Consider the following 17,905-nt stretch of genomic DNA (forward strand, 5'->3'; position numbering starts at 1 on the left):
TTTCTATTATGAATTCCGAAAATAAAAATGTCATTATTGCAGGTGGGGGTAGTGGGGGTCATATTTTTCCTGCTCTTTCTATTGCCGATGCTTTGGTCAAAAGTGGGATTGATATAGATAGAATATCTTTTTTTGGTTCAAAATATACCTTGGAAAAAACTATCGTTCCAAAAAGTGGGTATAAAATATTTCTATTTCCTGGCCGTGGAGTTAATAAAATTAAGTCGGTTAAAAATTTATTTAAGAATATAATTAACACAATTGGGCTAGTAGTTGCAATTTTCAAATCCCTCTTTCTGATGATCAAGATAAAGCCAGTCGTCGTTATTGGGGTAGGGGGATTTGCTTCTTTCCCAGCGATAATAAGTGCAACTATACTGCGTAAGAAAATTGTTATACATGAACAAAATTCTGTTCTTGGTCGTATAAATACAATTGCTCAGAAATTAGGTGCAACTGTTATAACAACATTTAAAAATACAGAAGGTATTAATCAAAATGCAATAAATCTAGGATTGCCCTTACGAAGTGAAGTTATAGAAAAGATAAATAATAAAAATATTGAAAAAGATAATAGTACGAATAGTTCTGATATTTTAATTTTTGGGGGTTCATTAGGAGCACGTTGTATTAATACTGCGGTTATAGAAATGTTGCAGAATCATAAAATTCCTAAAGATTGGAAAATAACACTCTTCACTGGTGAAACTAATTTTGAAAATGTATATAAAGCTATTGGTGGTAAAGAATTAGATATTTCGATAAGTGCTTTTACTAATAAATTATTCGAGTTAATGTTAAAAAGTGATGTTATAGTTTCAAGGGCTGGTGCAGGGACTTGTGTAGAAATAGAAATATCAAATGCTCAGTGTATCCTAATACCATTACAAATCGCTCCAGGTGATCATCAAAGTAAAAATGCAAACAGTCTTATATTGTCAGGCAAAGGCTTGATACTAAAAGAAAGCGCGCTAAATGGAGAAACATTATTTAAAGCTATAGAAGAGAGAATTACTAATAATAGAGATAGAGGCGAGATTAACACTAATAGCATTCATTTGTCGGCAAATTTAAATATTGCTAAATATTTAATTAATAACTATCTATGATTAGAATTGAGAATAAATGAAACCTGTAAATATTGATCTAACTTCGAATAATAATCAAAATATCCATATTGTTGGTATCGGTGGTGCCGGGATGAGTGCGATTGCGCATATTTTAAAAGCGAAAGGTAAAATAATTTCTGGTTCCGATCTTAAAGAATCTAAGGTTACTGAGAGATTAATTACTCAAGGTATAACTGTTAGTGTACCTCATCTTGCTAATGCCGTTTCTGATGTTATCGACTTAGTAGTTATTTCTAGTGCTATTGGAACTGATAACGTCGAAATTATACGTGCAAAGGAAAAAGGTATACCCGTATATTCTCGAGCAGATATATTAAGCGCTATATGTCATAGTGAAAAGTCTATTGGCATTGCTGGAAGTCACGGTAAAACTACTACAACTTCTATGGTGACTACAATCGCACGTTATGCCGAAATGTCTCCTAGCTTTATGATTGGTGGCGATCTCAATGAAATTGGTACTAATTCGCAATACAATGATGGTTCGTATCTTATCGTGGAAGCAGACGAGAGTGATAAAACTTTTTTAGAATTAAGCCTTGTTGGATCTATAGTTACGAATATAGAGTGCGACCATTTAGAAAATTATAATAATTCATTTGATTCGTTAAAAAATAGTTTTGAAACTTTTGTGAAAAATACTAATGGACCAGTTGTTATTTGTGTAGATGAAATAAATGCTAGAGATGTAGCAGATAATTGTGCTGAAATTAAAAATATTATTACCATAGGTAATAACGATGCACAATATACATACAATATTATTGGTCGTGATTCAGCTGGTATTGATGCAGAAATATATTTTGGAGCAGAATTAAAAGGAATACTTAAACTTGCTGTTCCTGGTGAACATAATGTTAGAAATGCACTTTGTGCAATAGCATTAATGGTTGAATTTGGTGTAGCGATCGATACCGCAATTGCTGCACTTGCAATATATGGAGGAGTAGCAAGAAGATTCCAACCACGGGGTAAGATTAATGGAATAACTTTAATTGATGACTACGCACATTTGCCTACAGAAATTGAAGTTACATTAAATGCTGCACATGATGGTAGATTCAATAAGGTTATAGCGATATTTCAACCTCATAGATTTTCTAGAACACAAGAGCTTTACAGGGAATTCGCAAAATCATTAGAAAAGGCCGACATAGTTTGTGTCACACAGATATATGATGCAGGTGAGTCAGTACGCATAGGAATTAGTGGAGAAAACATTGTTAATGAAATGAAATCTAATGGCTATTCAAATGTCTTTTTCGCACCACATAAAGAAGATGTTATAGGTTTCGTTTTAAATAATGCTAACGAGAACGATATTGTTCTTACTCTTGGTGCCGGCGATATTACCACTTACCCCGACGATATCATTGCTGCTTTAAAAAATTTCGAATCACTTAAGAGCCAGGATTAGAAATATGTCACTAGATTCTGTTCTTGAAAAGTTAGTCTGCATTTTAGAAGAGGATGGTATTGAAGTTAGACGCGATATTTTCGCATCTAATCTAACGACATACAGATTAGGTGGTGCACTAAAATATCTCGTATTTTTAAAATCTGAATTAGAAATCAAATTACTTTCAAAAAGAATTTCGGAAAAATATGTCGGTAAGATCTTGGCTAAAGACGTATTTATTTTGGGAAATGGTTCAAATGTAATAGTTTCAGATGGCGGCTTTGATGGTTTAACATTTAAATTAGGTGGAGAGCTGGCACATGTTTCAGATAATTTAGATACAGAAAATCAAGCCACTGATATAAAAGTACAAGTTGGTGCAGGTGAATTATTACCCAAATTTGCACGTACTACAGTTTCTAACGGGATATTCGGATGTGGTTTCTATGTCGGTATTCCAGGTAGCGTTGGTGGAGCTGTAGCAATGAATGCTGGGGGACACGGAAAACAAACGAGTGATGTCCTAGATTCTGTAAAAGTTTTATCGTTAACTACAGGAAATATTAAAAACTATTCAAATAGCGAATGTGATTTTTCATATAGACACAGTATATTTAAATCTACAGATTTAATATATATGGCAACATATAATTGTGAAAAAGGGATCAATAATAAATATAAAAAAGAATTAGATAATATTGTAAAATGGAGAAGAGAGAATCAGCCAGGAGGACGTAACATTGGTTCAGTATTTCAAAACAGTTACGATATTTCAGCCGGCGAACTAATAGAAAAATGTTCTTTAAAGGGTTTTCGTATTGGTGGAGCATATGTTTCTGAAAAACATGCTAATTTTATACAAGCGGATGAGAATACAAAAGCACAAGATGTTGTCGAACTAATAGAATATGTTCGCAATAGTGTCAAGATACAAACAGGTGTCGAACTTATTAACGAAGTTCGGTATATAGGATTTAAACAAAATGGATGAAGTTGAAGAATCTATAACTTACGCTCTTATTGATGATGATGAAGAAACTATAGATCTAGAAAAATTTGATAGTGCTGAACTTTCTGTAACTCGCATAGCGGTGAAAGAAAGTTCTAGCGCTGTCAATGAGTCATACAAACCAGCCAAGAGTCCTAAATTCGACGAAGAGGGCGATTATATTGACCCAAATGAGAACGTAGAGCAAGAATCTAACTTAGTAACTGATTTTGTAGCTAAGCGCAAAGCTCAGTTTAGAGCTATAAAGCTAAATAAAAGAAAAATAAAGCTATATATAATTGGCGGAATCGCTGTCTTTTTGGTGTCAATAATTATTCTTTTAGAAAGTCCTATTTTTACTATTGATAAAGTTCAAATAGTTCAAACAAAAAATATAACATCCTTAACATCAGCAGAATTAACAATACTTAATAAATCTTTATCGTCGGTTAAAGGTCAACAAATTTATAGAAGCAACTTTAAAAAAAGCAATACCAAAGTTGGAAGTTTAAACTTTATAAAAAATATCTCATATAAAAAGAAATGGCCGTCAACGTTGAAAGTTATTGTTACACATCGTGTGCCCATTGCAACAATAAAAACAAATAAAGGATATGTGTTAGTTGATGATGAAAATGTTATTTATGAAAAAGTTAATGAGTTCCAACAAGGCCTTCCTGTATTTAAAGGTTTTGATGAAATAACTTTTTCTAAAAAAATACCAGATAAAAATTATATTGAAATAGTAAAAAGTACTCCAAAGGAATTAAAGAATCAGATAGCTTATGTTGAAAAAAAGGATAGTAAGTATTTTGTGACTTTGACAGATGGGATAGTTTTAAATCTAGGAGATACTTCCTTGTTAAAAGAGAAAATGGCAATTGCTTGGTCGATCATTTTGACTAAAAACCGCTCTGATCTAGGATATATTGATGTCTCAGTGCCTTCCTTGCCGGTCTCAAGTGCATCTAAAGTTTAAGTTAAGGTCTAAATACTGTAAACCTCTACATTAGGTATAGATAATGGAAATTGACCGATCTGAACTAAAAAGACTATTATATACTTACGATTTTTTCGGTAGTCATAAACGCACACGATTATGGTTCAAACTGAAATCTAATGTCTAAGAGACATTAACGAGAGGAATATCAAATGGTAAGTTCACCACAAAATTACTTAGCGGTTATTAAAGTCGTTGGATCTGGTGGAGGTGGCTGTAATGCTGTCAACCGTATGATCGATGCTGGACTCAAAGGTGTTGAATTTATTGCAATAAATACTGATGCTCAGGCTTTAATGCAAAGCGATGCTGATGTACGTTTAGATATTGGTCGTGAACTTACACGTGGTCTCGGTGCTGGCTCCGATCCCGAAATTGGTAAAAAAGCTGCTGACGACCACCGAAACGAAATAGAAGAAGTGCTTATGGGCGCTGACATGGTCTTTATTACAGCAGGTGAAGGTGGAGGTACCGGTACTGGTTCAGCACCAGTAGTTGCAGAAATTGCTAAATCTCTAGGTGCTTTAACCATTGGTGTAGTAACTCGTCCTTTTGGATTCGAAGGCCGTCGTCGTTCAGTACAAGCTGAAGCAGGTATAGCAGAACTTAAAGAAAAAGTTGATACCCTTATTGTCATCCCTAACGATCGTTTACTTCAAGTTAGTGACGAGAAAACAACAATGCTAAATGCATTTAAAATGGCTGATGAAGTTCTTCTACAAGGAGTACAAGGTATTACAGATCTTATAACTGAAACAGGTCTGATTAATACAGACTTTGCTGACGTTAAAATGGTTATGACAAATGCTGGTTCAGCATTAATGGGTATTGGTTTCGCATCAGGTGAAGGTCGCGCGATTGCTGCTGCGAGATCCGCTATATCTTCTCCATTGTTAGAAGCATCAATAGATGGAGCTAGGGGAATATTACTTTCTATTGCAGGACCTTCAGACTTAGGTTTGCATGAAATTAATGAAGCTGCAGAAATTATTGCTCAAAGTGCACACCCTGATGCAAATATTATTTTCGGTACTGTTGTAGACGATACTCTCGGTGATGAAGTTCGTGTAACTGTTATTGCTGCTGGTTTTGATCGTTTCGAACGAACTCTTAAAGATACAACCTCCTCATTGGGACTAGCCGAAACAGAACGTAATCTTGGTGGTGGAGATTCTTACTCTAATTCGCGTGCCGATTCTATAGACCTTGTTTCATTAGAAAATGAGACAATAGAAGAAGACGAATTCGACGTACCTGAATTTCTAAAATAGGTTTTTAATGTTATAAGACGTCATTTAATTTGGTGACGTCGGCAATAATGGAAGTAACACCTAAGTTAATTGCTTCTCTTCTATCTAAGTGGCCAGATAGCACGACAATTGGTTTAATTCCAGCATTTTTTGCCATCATAACATCATTTTTTGCGTCACCTACTAAAACAGCATCTTCTGGCTTTATATTTAAGTCATTAAGTATCATATTAACCATCAATGGATTTGGTTTTGATTCATTCATGTCTTTTAAATCGTAAGAAGTAACAATTTTACTAAAGGCATTGGGGATCTTGAATCTTGGGAATATATATTCTTTTAATAATTTAGGATGGATGCCTGAAGCTATTGCTAGTTTATATTTTTTAGCAAGATTGTTTATGAAATCTTGAATTCCTGGAAGTGTAGTAAGGGCATTTAAAAATGTATCACCAAAAAGATGCTTCTCATATATTAAACATGCCCTTTCAATTAATTCTGGACTCTCTTGGAGCAATTCAGCAAGTTCAATCTCATGAGTAGTGCCCCAACGGGCTTTTATACGCGACTCTTCGACATTTGGATCTAAATGAACACCTACTTCAAGAAGCGTTTGGTGGTAGCAGGCATAGTAGCCCCTTGTAGAACCTATGGTAAATACGTCATCCCAGTCAAAAATAATAAGCTTAGTCATTGCGAAGAGTATACATAGCGTGATGGCGATTAATTCAATGCTGCGAATAAAGAGTAATCTTATAATGATGGATATCCCAAATTTTATTTTTGAAAAATGTGGAAAAGCAAATGTTGTTTTTACATCTCGTGTTGGTGGTTTTTCAAAATCGCCATATGATTCTTTAAATGTTGCTAAACATGTTGGAGATGAAATTGATCTTGTCGAAAGAAATCGTAAAACTATATTTAGTAGTTTAGAAAAATTTGATTTACCTCAACCCGAAGAATGGATATTTTTAAACCAAACTCATTGTGATCAAATATTTCAAGTCGATGAACAAACTTACGATCAATTGAATCCTCCAACAGCAGATGGATCTATAACTACTTTGTCCGAAATTCCGTTGGTGGTGATGGTCGCAGACTGTGGGCCACTTATTATTTCCTGTGGGAATATAACGGCAACAGTACATGCAAGCGTAAAAACAGTCTCGCTTGATATAATAGGAAAGACCATTAATTTAATTCGTAATTTAGATCAACACTCAGAAATATATGCACTACTCGGGCCTTGTATTCATTCTGGAAATTATGAGTATGCCCAAGATGATCTAGATAATTATTCAAAATTACTCGGGAGTCATGTTGTTTCAAAAACTAATGATTCTAAGCCAGCATTTAACTTACCCGAAGCCATAAAATATGAATGCGAAAAGTTTAAGGTAAACTTCAGGGATATAAATATTGATACATTTTCAAATAATAATTATTTTTCATATCGACGGGATGCGAAAACGGGAAGGCAATGTGTGATTTCATGGATGTCGAAATAGAAACTATACCTATAGACGTAATAAAAAGAAATTTAGATATTATAAGCACAAGAATATTTGATGCATGTAAAAAAGTTAACCGAGATCCAAAGGAAATAACTTTCGTCGCCGTTATAAAAAATCAAAGTAATGAAACAATAAAAAATCTATTTAATTTAGGTGTGAGAGAATTTGGAGAGAATAGATATCAACAATTAGAAGCGCACCAGAAATATTTCGAAACAAATAATATTGATTTTAATCAAGAAATAACATGGAATTTCATAGGACAAATACAAAGTAATAAAATAACTAAAATAGCTAATAGATCCCAGGTAATTCAATCAGTAGATAATTTGAATATACTTAACGTTCTAGGTAAAAGGACTGATCATAAAAAAATATATATCCAGCTCGCGGGGATTAATGATCAAACTCGAGGGGGAGTATCTTTCGAGAATGCTGAAGAGCTAATAAAATCTGCAGAGAAACTAAAAATAGTATTATCTGGCGTAATGATAGTACCCCCATTCGAAAAAGACCCACGTCCATACTTTAATAAAGCTAGAGAATTTGCGAAAAAACACAATTTGGATGAAATCTCTATGGGGATGACTAGCGATTTTGAAATAGCGATCGAATGCGGAGCAACCACGATACGTGTGGGTTCTGCAATTTTTAAACCTAATAATTATGCACTTTAATGCACTAAGTGTTATAAAAGCGCTAAGATGGAGTCTTGATAAAGTATCTATCAAAATAGACATATTAAGTAAATAAGGGGAATCATAAAATGTGGCGAAAAGCAATGGTGGCATTAGGTCTACAGGACGATGAAGACGACGCAGAATTTATGGGATTTGATAACGATTACGATGATGTAACAGATCATAATACGCGTTCACAACGAAGCACTCCAACTCGACCAATGCGTGAGCAACCGGCGATGCCAACAAGACCTAGCTCTTCAAGTTTAAAAAATAAACAAACACATGATGAACCATCAGTTCGAACAATTGCAAACAGTGAACCAGCTCGTCCTTCATCTATCAGAACAATGCCAATGACTGCTCCTGCGTCAGCTTCTGTTCATGTATGTGAGCCTAAAAGTTTTAATGATGCGCAGGAGATTGGCGAGCGCTTAAAATTAAATCGTCCAGTAATTATGAATATCTCTGGATTGCCAAGAGAATTGCAACGACGTCTAATTGACTTTGCTTCAGGCTTAGCATTTGCATTAGATGGCTCAATGTCACGTGTTGACGAACACGTTTTTCTTTTGAGTCCATCAAGTGGCGAGGTATCGCTTAGCGAAGCGCAATATTCTAAAAATAGTCAGTATCAATAAAATAACCTAAGATACTATTTATGATTTATTATGTTATCCAGTTTCTAAATGTCTTAGAAATCTTACTTTTTATTTACTTTATACTGAGTTGGTTTCCACTTCAAAGCGGTGGACCCATACATCAAATATGGACAGTACTAGACCGGATTTTTGGCCCAATATTAGCTAAAATCAGAAGTAAAATCCCCAGGACAGGAATGATCGATCTCTCTGGAATCATACTTATTTTTAGTATAATAATTTTGCAAACAATACTGCAAGCGTATGTTTAAGCTAGGATATACTCAAATAATTTAGCAATTATTTGCAATAAAATAGAATATAAAAGATTTCTGTATGATTGTTCTTATTTTGAACTCAGAAAGGTGTATTATTACCACCCATGAAGATCTCTCCTCGTGAGCTACGTGAAGCTCAAATACCAACTAAAGCATTCGGTTTCGATCGGGATGTCGTCGACGCATTATTAGAACGAGCAGCAGATACTGTCGAAGGACTAATAGAAGAAAATAGACAACTTTTTGAAGCATTAGAACGCGCACAAAATACAAATACAGGTACTCCAATTGTACAAAACGCAGAACAACAGCCAGTATTCGATGTTGTAGAGCCTGCCCAATCATTTGATGAAGCAATAACTGGTGAACCTATACAAGCGGAAACTCAAAGCACACAAGTTGATTCTGCACTAGTAGCGGCAAATGAGATGTCAGCTCAGATTGCTCAAAAAGAAGACCTTATTAATAGGACATTGGTTTTAGCTCAAAAAACAGCTGATGAAACTTTGCGCACGGCTAAAGAAGAAGCAGACGAATTAATGTTAAAGACGCAAGCTTCTGCAAAAGAATTAGTAGATCAGGCAACAGCTGAGGCTGAACATTTAACAGGGTCAGCTAGAGAAGAAGCAGATTTAGCACTTACACTTGCAAAAGATCAAGCACAACAGATGGTTTCTTCGGCTAGAACTGAAGCAACAGAAATTGTTGAAAAAGCTCAAATTCAGGCTAATGAAATGTATGAAGCTGAGACTGATAAGTTTGTCGATCTAGTAGAGCGTTTGAGTACTGAACGAGAACAACTGGTTTCTGATATTGAATTGCTACAAAACTTTGATTCTGAACATAGAGCAAAATTAACCTCCATTGTAGAAGAGGATTTGACTAAACTTAAATCTAGGGAAACTTTTAGTTTTGATGAATTGCCTGACATCCCTGATATGCCAAAGATTCTAGAAGCATCAAAAAATTTGACTGTACCTGTTGGCGAGATAGTCGCACATTCTGAACTTCCTAAAGATGAATCTGATGATACGGTAGTTGTTGAAGATGTTATTGATGTAGAGGAAAATGAAATCGCAGATATCGAATTGGAGGATATGTCGGATTCTCCTAATTCTGATAGTACTTCAGTCGTTGAACCAGCTGGAGGTGCTAGTGCTGATCCTTTTGCAGATTTCGTTAATTCCCAGATTGATACATCAAATATTACTGAAGAAAATACTGGAGATGAAGAAGATATTGATGTGGTAGCTCCTGCAGGAAATAGCGATCATGAACAATCAGATAATGTAAGTTTTCAACCAAATCTATCCGATGATAAAAAAAATAAGGAACCAATAGATGATGATGATTTTTTTGCCTCATTAAGAGAAGCAGTTAATGATGAATCTCCACTTGGGGAATCTTCTGATAAAGAAGGAAATTCAAACGGTATTTTTAAGAACTTTTTCGATAAGTAATATAAGTAATATTTTTCAACACTAAATAGAAATAAACAAGGTATAAAATGGCACCCACAAAGAAAACTGGAACAAAGAAAACTGGAACAAAGAAACCAGCTGCAAAATCACTTGCAAAAACTGTTGCTGCAAAAAAGAGAACATCTCAAAATGTTGTTTCTGCTAAAAAAGGTGATCAGCGTGCAGATGTAAAAAAAGCGACTACAAAGACTTCGGCAAAGAAAGTCGTAACTAAAAAGACTTCTACTAGTGCTCCCAATAAAAAGACTGCTACTAAAGCTACACCAAAGAAGGTAGCTGTTAAAGAAAAAGCTAAAAAACAAGATGGTTCTTTTAGATGTACGGTTTCAGGAATAGTTGTCAAATCAGAAAAGCCAAATATATCTGAAAAAACTCTCCTTAAGTTAAAAGACTTGCTACTTGAAGAACGCGTAAAGCATGCGAATCAAATGGAAGATCTACTCCAAGATGCTGATGATCTAATTGCTGATCGTGAAGGTGGTGACACTGTATTTGATGAAGAATCTGGTGAAGGTGATTCTGTTGCAGTTGAGCGAGAACGATCTTTGTATCTTGCAGCCGAGACAAAGAGAACATTGGATCAAATTGACTCTGCTTTAGAACGAATCAAGAATAAGACTTATGGTGTATGCGGTCCAAGTTCAAGAAGAATTAGTGTCGATAGACTTTCGGCAATTCCTTGGACTGATATTTGTTTTGATTGTAAAACTCGAAGTGAACGCCGACTCTAATATAATTAATGTTTACAAAATATCATAAATCTTTTTTTATAATAATTATTATTGGTGTTTTGTGTGATCAAATATTAAAAAACATTGCATTAGATAAATTAATAGATAGTCCACGTTTTTTTGGAAAATCTAGACTCGGATTTGAGTTGGCATTTAATTCAGGGAGTGCATTCTCACTGTTCGAAAACTCAACAATCATTATTACTGTAATCTCAATGTTGGTAGTAACATTTCTTATTTTTTATTATCCAAAATGTCAATCTAGGGCTATGTTTTTGGCAGTTAACTTAGTTATTACTGGTGCCTTTGGAAATATAATCGATAGGTTTGTTAGGTCACCTTATTATGGCAGAGGCAGGGTAGTTGATTTTATTGCTATCTTGAGATGGCCAACATTTAATCTTGCTGATACATTTGTTAGCATCGGAGTACTAATCGCTATTATTTCTTTATTTTTAGAATCAAAACGTATTCCTGAATCATCTAATGATAACGAACAAAATCGAGGTCTTAACTAGAGTTTAGACTCTTCGTTGCATTCAAAATGAGAGTCATTGCCTAGAATATGGGAATGTCCGAAGAGAAGTTAGTGTTTTCAATACCTGATGATATTGAAACTATGCGAATCGATAAAGCAATAGCATTAGAAACCCATTTATCACGTGCTCAAATAGCTGAATTATTTAAAGAAAATAAGATATTATTAAATTCTAAAAATTCGAAGCGTTCCGAAAAAGTAAAACCTGGAGATAAAATATCTTTAGAATTTATACCAAAAATTGATGTAAAGATACAAGCAGAGGATATATCTTTTGACGTAGTATATGAAGATGAATATCTATTAGTTGTAAATAAAGAACCATATATGGTTGTACATCCAGGGGCTGGTAATTTAGATGGCACTCTAGCAAATGCTTTATTACACCGCTATCCAGAAATAATAGACGTTGGACAGGAATTTAGGCCAGGTATAGTTCATCGTTTAGATGCTGAAACTTCGGGTTTGCTAGTTATTGCTAAAACTCAAGATTGTTATGAAAAGTTCGTAGAATTATTTACCACTCATGAAGTAGATAGAAGGTATGTCGCATTAATTTGGGGTCGTCTAAATACGAAATTTGGAATTATCGATGCACCAATTGGCCGTTCTTTATCTCGAGCAACAAAAATGTCTGTTAGAGATGATGGAAAATTTGCTAGAACACATTATAGTGAAAATAAATATTTTGAGATACAAGACGTTACACTTATGGATGTGTCACTAGAAACGGGTCGTACACATCAAATCCGTGTTCATTTTGCAGCAATTGGACATCCTATAGTTGGGGATAAAACCTATGGTGGTTATCGACAAAGTATAGATTGCCCAAGAACCTTTCTTCATGCCGAAACTCTTAGTTTTGTTCATCCAATAACTACTCAAGAGCTGACTTTTACTGCTAAATTACCTGATGATCTTGCTTTAGTTTTAGAAGAATTACAAAACAAAGACTAGAATTTAGAGATTCGTGCCATCCAAGGTTTAGCCTTTCACGGACTTTATCCACATTTGGATAAAGTTAAATGTAGGGACAGACTCTTTTAGTTAGAAGAAAGTACATAGTGTCCAAATCATTCGCTCATCTGCATGTTCACACAGAATATTCGATGCTCGATGGAGCTTCTCGGCTTGGTGAATTAATACAAGCAGCAAAAGATGATGGACAAGTTGCTTTAGGCATGACCGATCATGGGAATCTCTATGGGGCAATTGAGTTTTATAAACAATGCAATGAAGCTGGAATAACTCCAGTTATTGGTACTGAAGCATATTTTGAAAATGGTTCTAGATTTGATCGTCCAAAAAGATCAGAAATGGAAACCTACCATTTAACAATTTTAGCTGAAAATAATGAAGGTTATAAAAATCTCGTAAAAATTTCATCTAAAGCATTCCTTGAGGGTTTTTATTATAAACCACGTACAGACTGGGATCTATTAGAAGAATATTCAAAAGGACTAATAGCAACTTCTGGTTGTTTAGGTGGCTTAGTTAACCAATTAATAATGAAAGATGAATTCGATGCGGCATTAAAAGCAGCTTCACGTTTTCAAGATATTTTTGGCACAGATAGTTTCTTTATAGAGTTGATGGATCATAATCTTAAAGAAGATAAAATCGTGTTACCTGCATTGGCTGAAATCTCTCGAAAAATAGGTGCACCAATGATTGCAACTAATGATTCTCATTATACTCATCAGCACGATGCTCAAAGCCATGATGCATTATTGTGTGTCCAAACTGCAGCACAGATGAGCGATCCTAAACGATTTAAATTTGAGACTGAAGAGTTTTATTTGAAAACCACAGATCAAATGCGCCACCTTTTTCGCGATTATGAAGGTGCATGTGATAATACTTTGCTTATTGCTGAACGTGCGAATGTAACATTTGAATTTGGGAAAATTATTCTTCCAACTTTTCCTTGTCCTGATCAGAAAACTGAGAAAGCATATTTGGAGGAACTTGTATATGATGGAATGAAATACCGATATGGTGATAATCCTGCACAAGAAGTTAAAGAACGTATCGATTTTGAATTAGGTGTTATTAACGAAATGGGTTTTCCCGCATATTTCTTAATTGTTTGGGATCTATGCGAGTACGCTCGTAGAGTTGGTATTCGAGTTGGGCCCGGACGTGGTTCAGCTGCAGGTTCTGTTGTTGCATATTGTTTAAGAATTGTAGATATAGACCCTATAAAATATGATTTACTTTTTGAGCGATTTTTGAACCCAGGTCGCAAGGAAATGCCTGATATTGATATGGACTTTGACTCACGATACCGTGGTGAAATGATTAAATATTCTTCTGAACGATATGGTTGGGATAAAGTTGCTCAGATTATTACTTTTTCTACTATTAAATCGCGAGCGGCAGCAAGGGATTCGAATAGGGTTCTTGGATACCCATATGCCCTGGGCGACAAAATAGCAAAACTTATGCCTCCACTATTGTTAGGTCGCGATACTCCTATTTGGGCTTGTTTTGATAAGACAGAAAAATATAAAGAAGGCTATGGGATGGCTGCTGAGTTGCGATCTTTATATGAAAGTGACGTTGATGCTAGACGTGTTATTGATGTTGCTCGTGGTTTAGAGGGTCTTCGCCGTGGAGACGGTATTCATGCCGCAGCTGTTGTTATAGCGCGTGATCCAATAACAGATTATTTACCCGTTCAGAGAAAGCCAGTTGCTGGTCAACCTTTTGAAGATTCACCTATTGTTACTCAATTCGAAATGAATAGTGTTGCCGATCTAGGTCTTTTAAAGATGGATTTCTTGGGTCTTCGTACCCTAGATGTGATGGATATCACTCTCAAGTTAATTAAACGTGTTCGTGGCATTGAATGCGACATCGACAATGTTGATTTAGAGGATGAGAAGACTTTCGAGTTATTACAAAACGCACAAACTATTGGAGTATTCCAACTTGAAGGTGCACAAATGCGTACACTCATTAAATCTTTAAAGCCTACAGCCTTTGAAGATGTTTCTGCTCTAGTTGCTCTGTATCGTCCTGGACCTATGGCTGCGAATATGCATAATGATTATGCTGATCGAAAAAATGGTCGTAAACCTGTTACTTATTATCATGATGATGTAAAAGATATACTCGAATCTTCATACGGCTTAATGATATATCAAGAACAGTTGATGCGTGTTGCACAAAAGCTTGCTGGTTATTCTTTAGAAGAAGCAGATAATTTACGTAAAGCAATGGGTAAGAAAAAACGTGAAATTATTGCTGAACATCGCGAAAAATTTACTGCAGGCTGCGTAGCAAATGGCTACGGTGAAAAGTTTGGTAAAGATATGTTTGATATAATCGAACCTTTTGCCGATTATTCATTTAATAAATCACACTCTGTTGGATACGGATATATTGCATATCAAACTGCTTTCTTAAAGGCAAATTACCCTCACGAATTTTTGTCTGCAATGTTGACTTCCACTAAGGGTGACAAAGATAAGACCGCAATATATTTGGCAGAAGCTCGTGCTATGGAGATCGAAGTTCGGGTACCAGATGTTAATGAGTCTGAATCTGATTTTACTGTTGTGGATGATTATATTCGTTTTGGTATGAGTGCTGTTCGTAATGTTGGTGAAGGGGTCAGTGCACTTATCATTCAGGCACGTGAAGATGGTGGCAAGTTTGTAGATTTTTACGATTTTTGTGAACGTGTTGACATTGGCGCGCTAAATAAACGTACGATTGAGTCATTGGCTAAGGCTGGAGGTTTTGATTCACTTGGGCATACTCGAAAAGGTTTGTTGATGGTCTATGAGATGATAGTCGATAATGTTGTATCTCGTCGTCGTGAACGAGAAGCAGGGATTATGTCGCTGTTTGGTGAAATCTCTAGTGAGCAAGGCAATGATGCTTCGTCAAGATTGATAATTCCTGATGTTGAATTCGAGAAAGCATTAAAACTCACATATGAAAAAGAAATGTTAGGTTTATATATATCCGACCATCCTCTTGCTGGTCTAGAAAAAGCTTTAAACGCGATCAGCGAAAAAACTGTTATGCAAGCTAAGGAATCCTCAGAAGGTAATATGATTACTGTCGGGGGAGTGATAACTGCGCTTAGTCGTCGATATACAAAAAAAGGTGAACTAATGGCTACCTTTGTTTTAGAAGATTTGTCGATGGGTATTGAAGTTATGGTTTTTCCAAAAACAATGGCTATATATTCTGAACGAATTGTCGAAGATTCTATTGTTCTAGTTCAGGCAAGAGTAGATGCTCGAGATGATGTCGTAAAACTTATTGCAATGGATATCACTAAACCTGATCTACAAATAGAAGGCACTGGTCCACCACTGCGTCTAAAAATTACGGCTCATTCTTTGACCAAAGAAAGAGCCGACGAATTACATACTATTCTTTCTAGATACGTGGGTGATTCTCCAGTTTTTCTTCATATTACTGATAAAGATAAAGAAACTGTCGTACGATTTGGAGCAAACTTTACTGTAGATGCAAAAGCATCTTCATTACGAGCTGAATTAATTTCTGCTCTTGGCGATGGTTGTGTTTTCTAAATTCAACCTTTTAATAATTGTTAAGGTCTAGCCTTTTGAGTTAAGTTATCAACAAGAAGAAAATTCAGGCATGAGGCACAGGACCTTTAGCATAGGCTCTTAAGTTTTATTCGGGAAATGATTTATCTGAAGATTCCCAAAAATTATTAGTCCACATAGTGTGTGATAGGGGGGTTTCGAATACAGTATTCTCCAAGCTTGGAATAAATGCTGCTTTGGGATGAAGTTTTTCTAAAGTATGAAAATAGTTTGTTGGGTTACTAAACGGCCCATCAAAGCCTTCAGCTGCCTCAAGGAAAGGGAATTCTAAATCAATATTTGTTGTGCTTTCAAAGCTATAATCTAATTCGATGTATTCCTGAACTGCAACCATAATTAATTCCCTCCGCAAAGAATTTCAAATAACTCTGAATACTCTACCTAACAGTAACAAGTTTGTCTATAGTTGATGCTAACTATAGTTATACAGCAAATTTTAAATCAGCCAAAGGTGACGGCATAGTGAAAGTATATAGATGGTGAGTATCAGGCACTATAAGATCCTTTACACAAGCCGGAGGATCCACGTCTTGTCCATAAAGAATAATATCTGCCATATATTGGTCTATTGCATCTAATGCTATCAAATCGAAATGATTACAATCTAAAACAATAACTTTAGTTCTATTATTTTTTGGCATTTTACAACAATGTGGATCTACTATCCCATCTTCTCTTGCAACAAAAACAGTAACAGGCATAGGTAAATCAGTCTTATTCGTTTCCTTTTCCCAATTATCAATAAAATCAGGGTGGAATTTAGAATGTACTAGATGCATCAAATCGTGTAAAACGCTTAAATGTGTAATTTGGCGAAGTTCTTCGGGTGTTGCATCTGATGGAGAACCAAGGAGTATAACTTGTTCGACCATCTCCGGAAATTTTCTTGCTAGATGCAATGCATATATACCACCAAGCGAATGTCCGATTAAATTAATTTTCTTCCCACCTGATTCATTAAAAAGTCGAACCAGCTCATTTTCTAAATCTTTAATAGATTCAATCAATGGACCGAAATTTATTGTAGGTCCCATATTCACGCAATCGATATCACGACTTCGTAGAGCTTTTTGCTGTGTATTCATGATACATTTTGGACCCATCACCCCTTGAAGTAAAGCAGTGGGATTTTCAGTACTACGAAAATGTGGTTGATGGAACTAATTTGGAATATTGAAATCTCTAGCTAGCCTTTTACCGCCTGTTACAATTGAAGTTATTTCACCCAAAAATTTTATTAAAGGTGGTTTTCGATAACTAATAACTAAGTCATGATTCGCATGTTTTAATGTACCGTATAATAATGAAAATGTCATATCTTCCCCCCGAAAAATAGGTCACGCTATTGACAATACGCGTTCTGTAACTAACTGTGGTGGATACTGCGCGATTTGTATTACTGGGTCAGTTTTTGCAAAGTGATTTACTAGGTGTGATCTATCAACAATACCAAGTTTGATAATCTCGTCAGGAAATTCGGCGTACCATCCATTTTTATATAGAAATACTAAAGCAGCTTTAGTAGCAGGATGGTTTTTCACACCAGAATGATTAGTATTAATATAAATAGTCCTATTTAATGGGCCAATTGGTGCTTCGCAACTAAAGCCATTTACATTTTTGTCATCACATGAAACAAAGGAAAAAAATAGGAACATCTAACACGGGGATTCGGTCTTGTTC

At 35.3% G+C, this 17,905-nt stretch carries 19 protein-coding genes; 14 read left to right on the forward strand and 5 right to left on the reverse strand.

Annotated features, from left to right (window positions below; all coding sequences use genetic code 11):
- Positions 1 to 8: 8 nt before the first annotated feature.
- The 5 genes from KBF89_03455 (at position 9) to ftsZ (ending at position 5,788) form a co-directional block, all read left to right on the forward strand.
- Positions 9 to 1,109 carry a UDP-N-acetylglucosamine--N-acetylmuramyl-(pentapeptide) pyrophosphoryl-undecaprenol N-acetylglucosamine transferase gene (locus KBF89_03455; GenBank protein MBP9115379.1) on the forward strand — a complete coding sequence of 367 codons (1,101 nt, stop codon included), beginning with the start codon at positions 9 to 11 and terminating at the stop codon, positions 1,107 to 1,109.
- A 16-nt stretch (positions 1,110 to 1,125) separates the two neighbouring features.
- Positions 1,126 to 2,547, forward strand: a complete 1,422-nt coding sequence (gene murC / locus KBF89_03460; GenBank protein ID MBP9115380.1) for a UDP-N-acetylmuramate--L-alanine ligase — start codon at positions 1,126 to 1,128, stop codon at positions 2,545 to 2,547.
- A gap of 4 nt (positions 2,548 to 2,551) precedes the next feature.
- The gene (gene murB / locus KBF89_03465; protein MBP9115381.1) at positions 2,552 to 3,520 is read left to right on the forward strand and encodes a UDP-N-acetylmuramate dehydrogenase; all 969 of its coding nucleotides are present in this window, start codon (positions 2,552 to 2,554) and stop codon (positions 3,518 to 3,520) included.
- On the forward strand, positions 3,513 to 4,496 hold the full coding sequence (locus KBF89_03470) for a cell division protein FtsQ/DivIB (protein MBP9115382.1): 984 nt from the start codon (positions 3,513 to 3,515) through the stop codon (positions 4,494 to 4,496). Before murB ends, KBF89_03470 begins: the two co-directional genes overlap by 8 nt.
- A gap of 173 nt (positions 4,497 to 4,669) precedes the next feature.
- Positions 4,670 to 5,788 (forward strand): cell division protein FtsZ, encoded by a 1,119-nt coding sequence (ftsZ, locus tag KBF89_03475; protein ID MBP9115383.1) that lies wholly within the window; start codon positions 4,670 to 4,672, stop codon positions 5,786 to 5,788.
- 10 nt (positions 5,789 to 5,798) lie between these two features.
- Here the strand turns inward: ftsZ and KBF89_03480 are convergent, their stop codons facing one another.
- Positions 5,799 to 6,461, reverse strand: coding sequence for an HAD family phosphatase (locus KBF89_03480; protein MBP9115384.1), 663 nt, complete (start codon positions 6,459 to 6,461; stop codon positions 5,799 to 5,801).
- A 64-nt stretch (positions 6,462 to 6,525) separates the two neighbouring features.
- On the opposite strand from KBF89_03480, the gene KBF89_03485 reads away from it, so the two are divergent.
- The 9 genes from KBF89_03485 (at position 6,526) to dnaE (ending at position 16,183) form a co-directional block, all read left to right on the forward strand.
- Entirely contained in the window at positions 6,526 to 7,275 is a 750-nt protein-coding gene (locus KBF89_03485; protein ID MBP9115385.1) for a laccase domain-containing protein, read from the forward strand.
- Positions 7,260 to 7,958 carry a YggS family pyridoxal phosphate-dependent enzyme gene (locus tag KBF89_03490; protein MBP9115386.1) on the forward strand — a complete coding sequence of 233 codons (699 nt, stop codon included), beginning with the start codon at positions 7,260 to 7,262 and terminating at the stop codon, positions 7,956 to 7,958. Before KBF89_03485 ends, KBF89_03490 begins: the two co-directional genes overlap by 16 nt.
- Positions 7,959 to 8,047: 89 nt before the next feature.
- A complete protein-coding gene (locus KBF89_03495) occupies positions 8,048 to 8,602 on the forward strand; it encodes a cell division protein SepF (GenBank protein ID MBP9115387.1) in 555 nt (184 codons plus the stop codon).
- Positions 8,603 to 8,622: 20 nt separating this feature from the next.
- The gene (locus KBF89_03500; protein ID MBP9115388.1) at positions 8,623 to 8,874 is read left to right on the forward strand and encodes a YggT family protein; all 252 of its coding nucleotides are present in this window, start codon (positions 8,623 to 8,625) and stop codon (positions 8,872 to 8,874) included.
- Between the two features lie 110 nt (positions 8,875 to 8,984).
- Positions 8,985 to 10,340, forward strand: coding sequence for a DivIVA domain-containing protein (locus tag KBF89_03505; protein MBP9115389.1), 1,356 nt, complete (start codon positions 8,985 to 8,987; stop codon positions 10,338 to 10,340).
- Between the two features lie 47 nt (positions 10,341 to 10,387).
- Complete coding sequence (locus tag KBF89_03510) at positions 10,388 to 11,092, forward strand: hypothetical protein (GenBank protein ID MBP9115390.1); 705 nt, start codon at positions 10,388 to 10,390, stop codon at positions 11,090 to 11,092.
- Positions 11,093 to 11,100: 8 nt separating this feature from the next.
- Positions 11,101 to 11,610 carry a signal peptidase II gene (locus KBF89_03515; protein ID MBP9115391.1) on the forward strand — a complete coding sequence of 170 codons (510 nt, stop codon included), beginning with the start codon at positions 11,101 to 11,103 and terminating at the stop codon, positions 11,608 to 11,610.
- A gap of 53 nt (positions 11,611 to 11,663) precedes the next feature.
- Complete coding sequence (locus KBF89_03520; protein MBP9115392.1) at positions 11,664 to 12,587, forward strand: RluA family pseudouridine synthase; 924 nt, start codon at positions 11,664 to 11,666, stop codon at positions 12,585 to 12,587.
- Positions 12,588 to 12,694: 107 nt separating this feature from the next.
- Positions 12,695 to 16,183, forward strand: a complete 3,489-nt coding sequence (gene dnaE, locus KBF89_03525; protein MBP9115393.1) for a DNA polymerase III subunit alpha — start codon at positions 12,695 to 12,697, stop codon at positions 16,181 to 16,183.
- 106 nt (positions 16,184 to 16,289) lie between these two features.
- On the opposite strand, the gene KBF89_03530 is transcribed toward dnaE, so the two are convergent.
- The 4 genes from KBF89_03530 to KBF89_03545 form a co-directional block, all read right to left on the reverse strand.
- A complete protein-coding gene (locus KBF89_03530) occupies positions 16,290 to 16,556 on the reverse strand; it encodes a hypothetical protein (protein MBP9115394.1) in 267 nt (88 codons plus the stop codon).
- Positions 16,557 to 16,644: 88 nt separating this feature from the next.
- Positions 16,645 to 17,307, reverse strand: coding sequence for an alpha/beta hydrolase (locus KBF89_03535; GenBank protein ID MBP9115395.1), 663 nt, complete (start codon positions 17,305 to 17,307; stop codon positions 16,645 to 16,647).
- 75 nt (positions 17,308 to 17,382) lie between these two features.
- Positions 17,383 to 17,538, reverse strand: a complete 156-nt coding sequence (locus tag KBF89_03540; protein ID MBP9115396.1) for a hypothetical protein — start codon at positions 17,536 to 17,538, stop codon at positions 17,383 to 17,385.
- Positions 17,539 to 17,559: 21 nt separating this feature from the next.
- Positions 17,560 to 17,880 (reverse strand): hypothetical protein, encoded by a 321-nt coding sequence (locus KBF89_03545; protein ID MBP9115397.1) that lies wholly within the window; start codon positions 17,878 to 17,880, stop codon positions 17,560 to 17,562.
- Between the last annotated feature and the right edge of the window lie 25 nt (positions 17,881 to 17,905).

This window comes from Acidimicrobiia bacterium, assembly GCA_018057765.1.
In the GTDB taxonomy this organism is placed as follows: Bacteria; Actinomycetota; Acidimicrobiia; order IMCC26256; family JAGPDB01; genus JAGPDB01.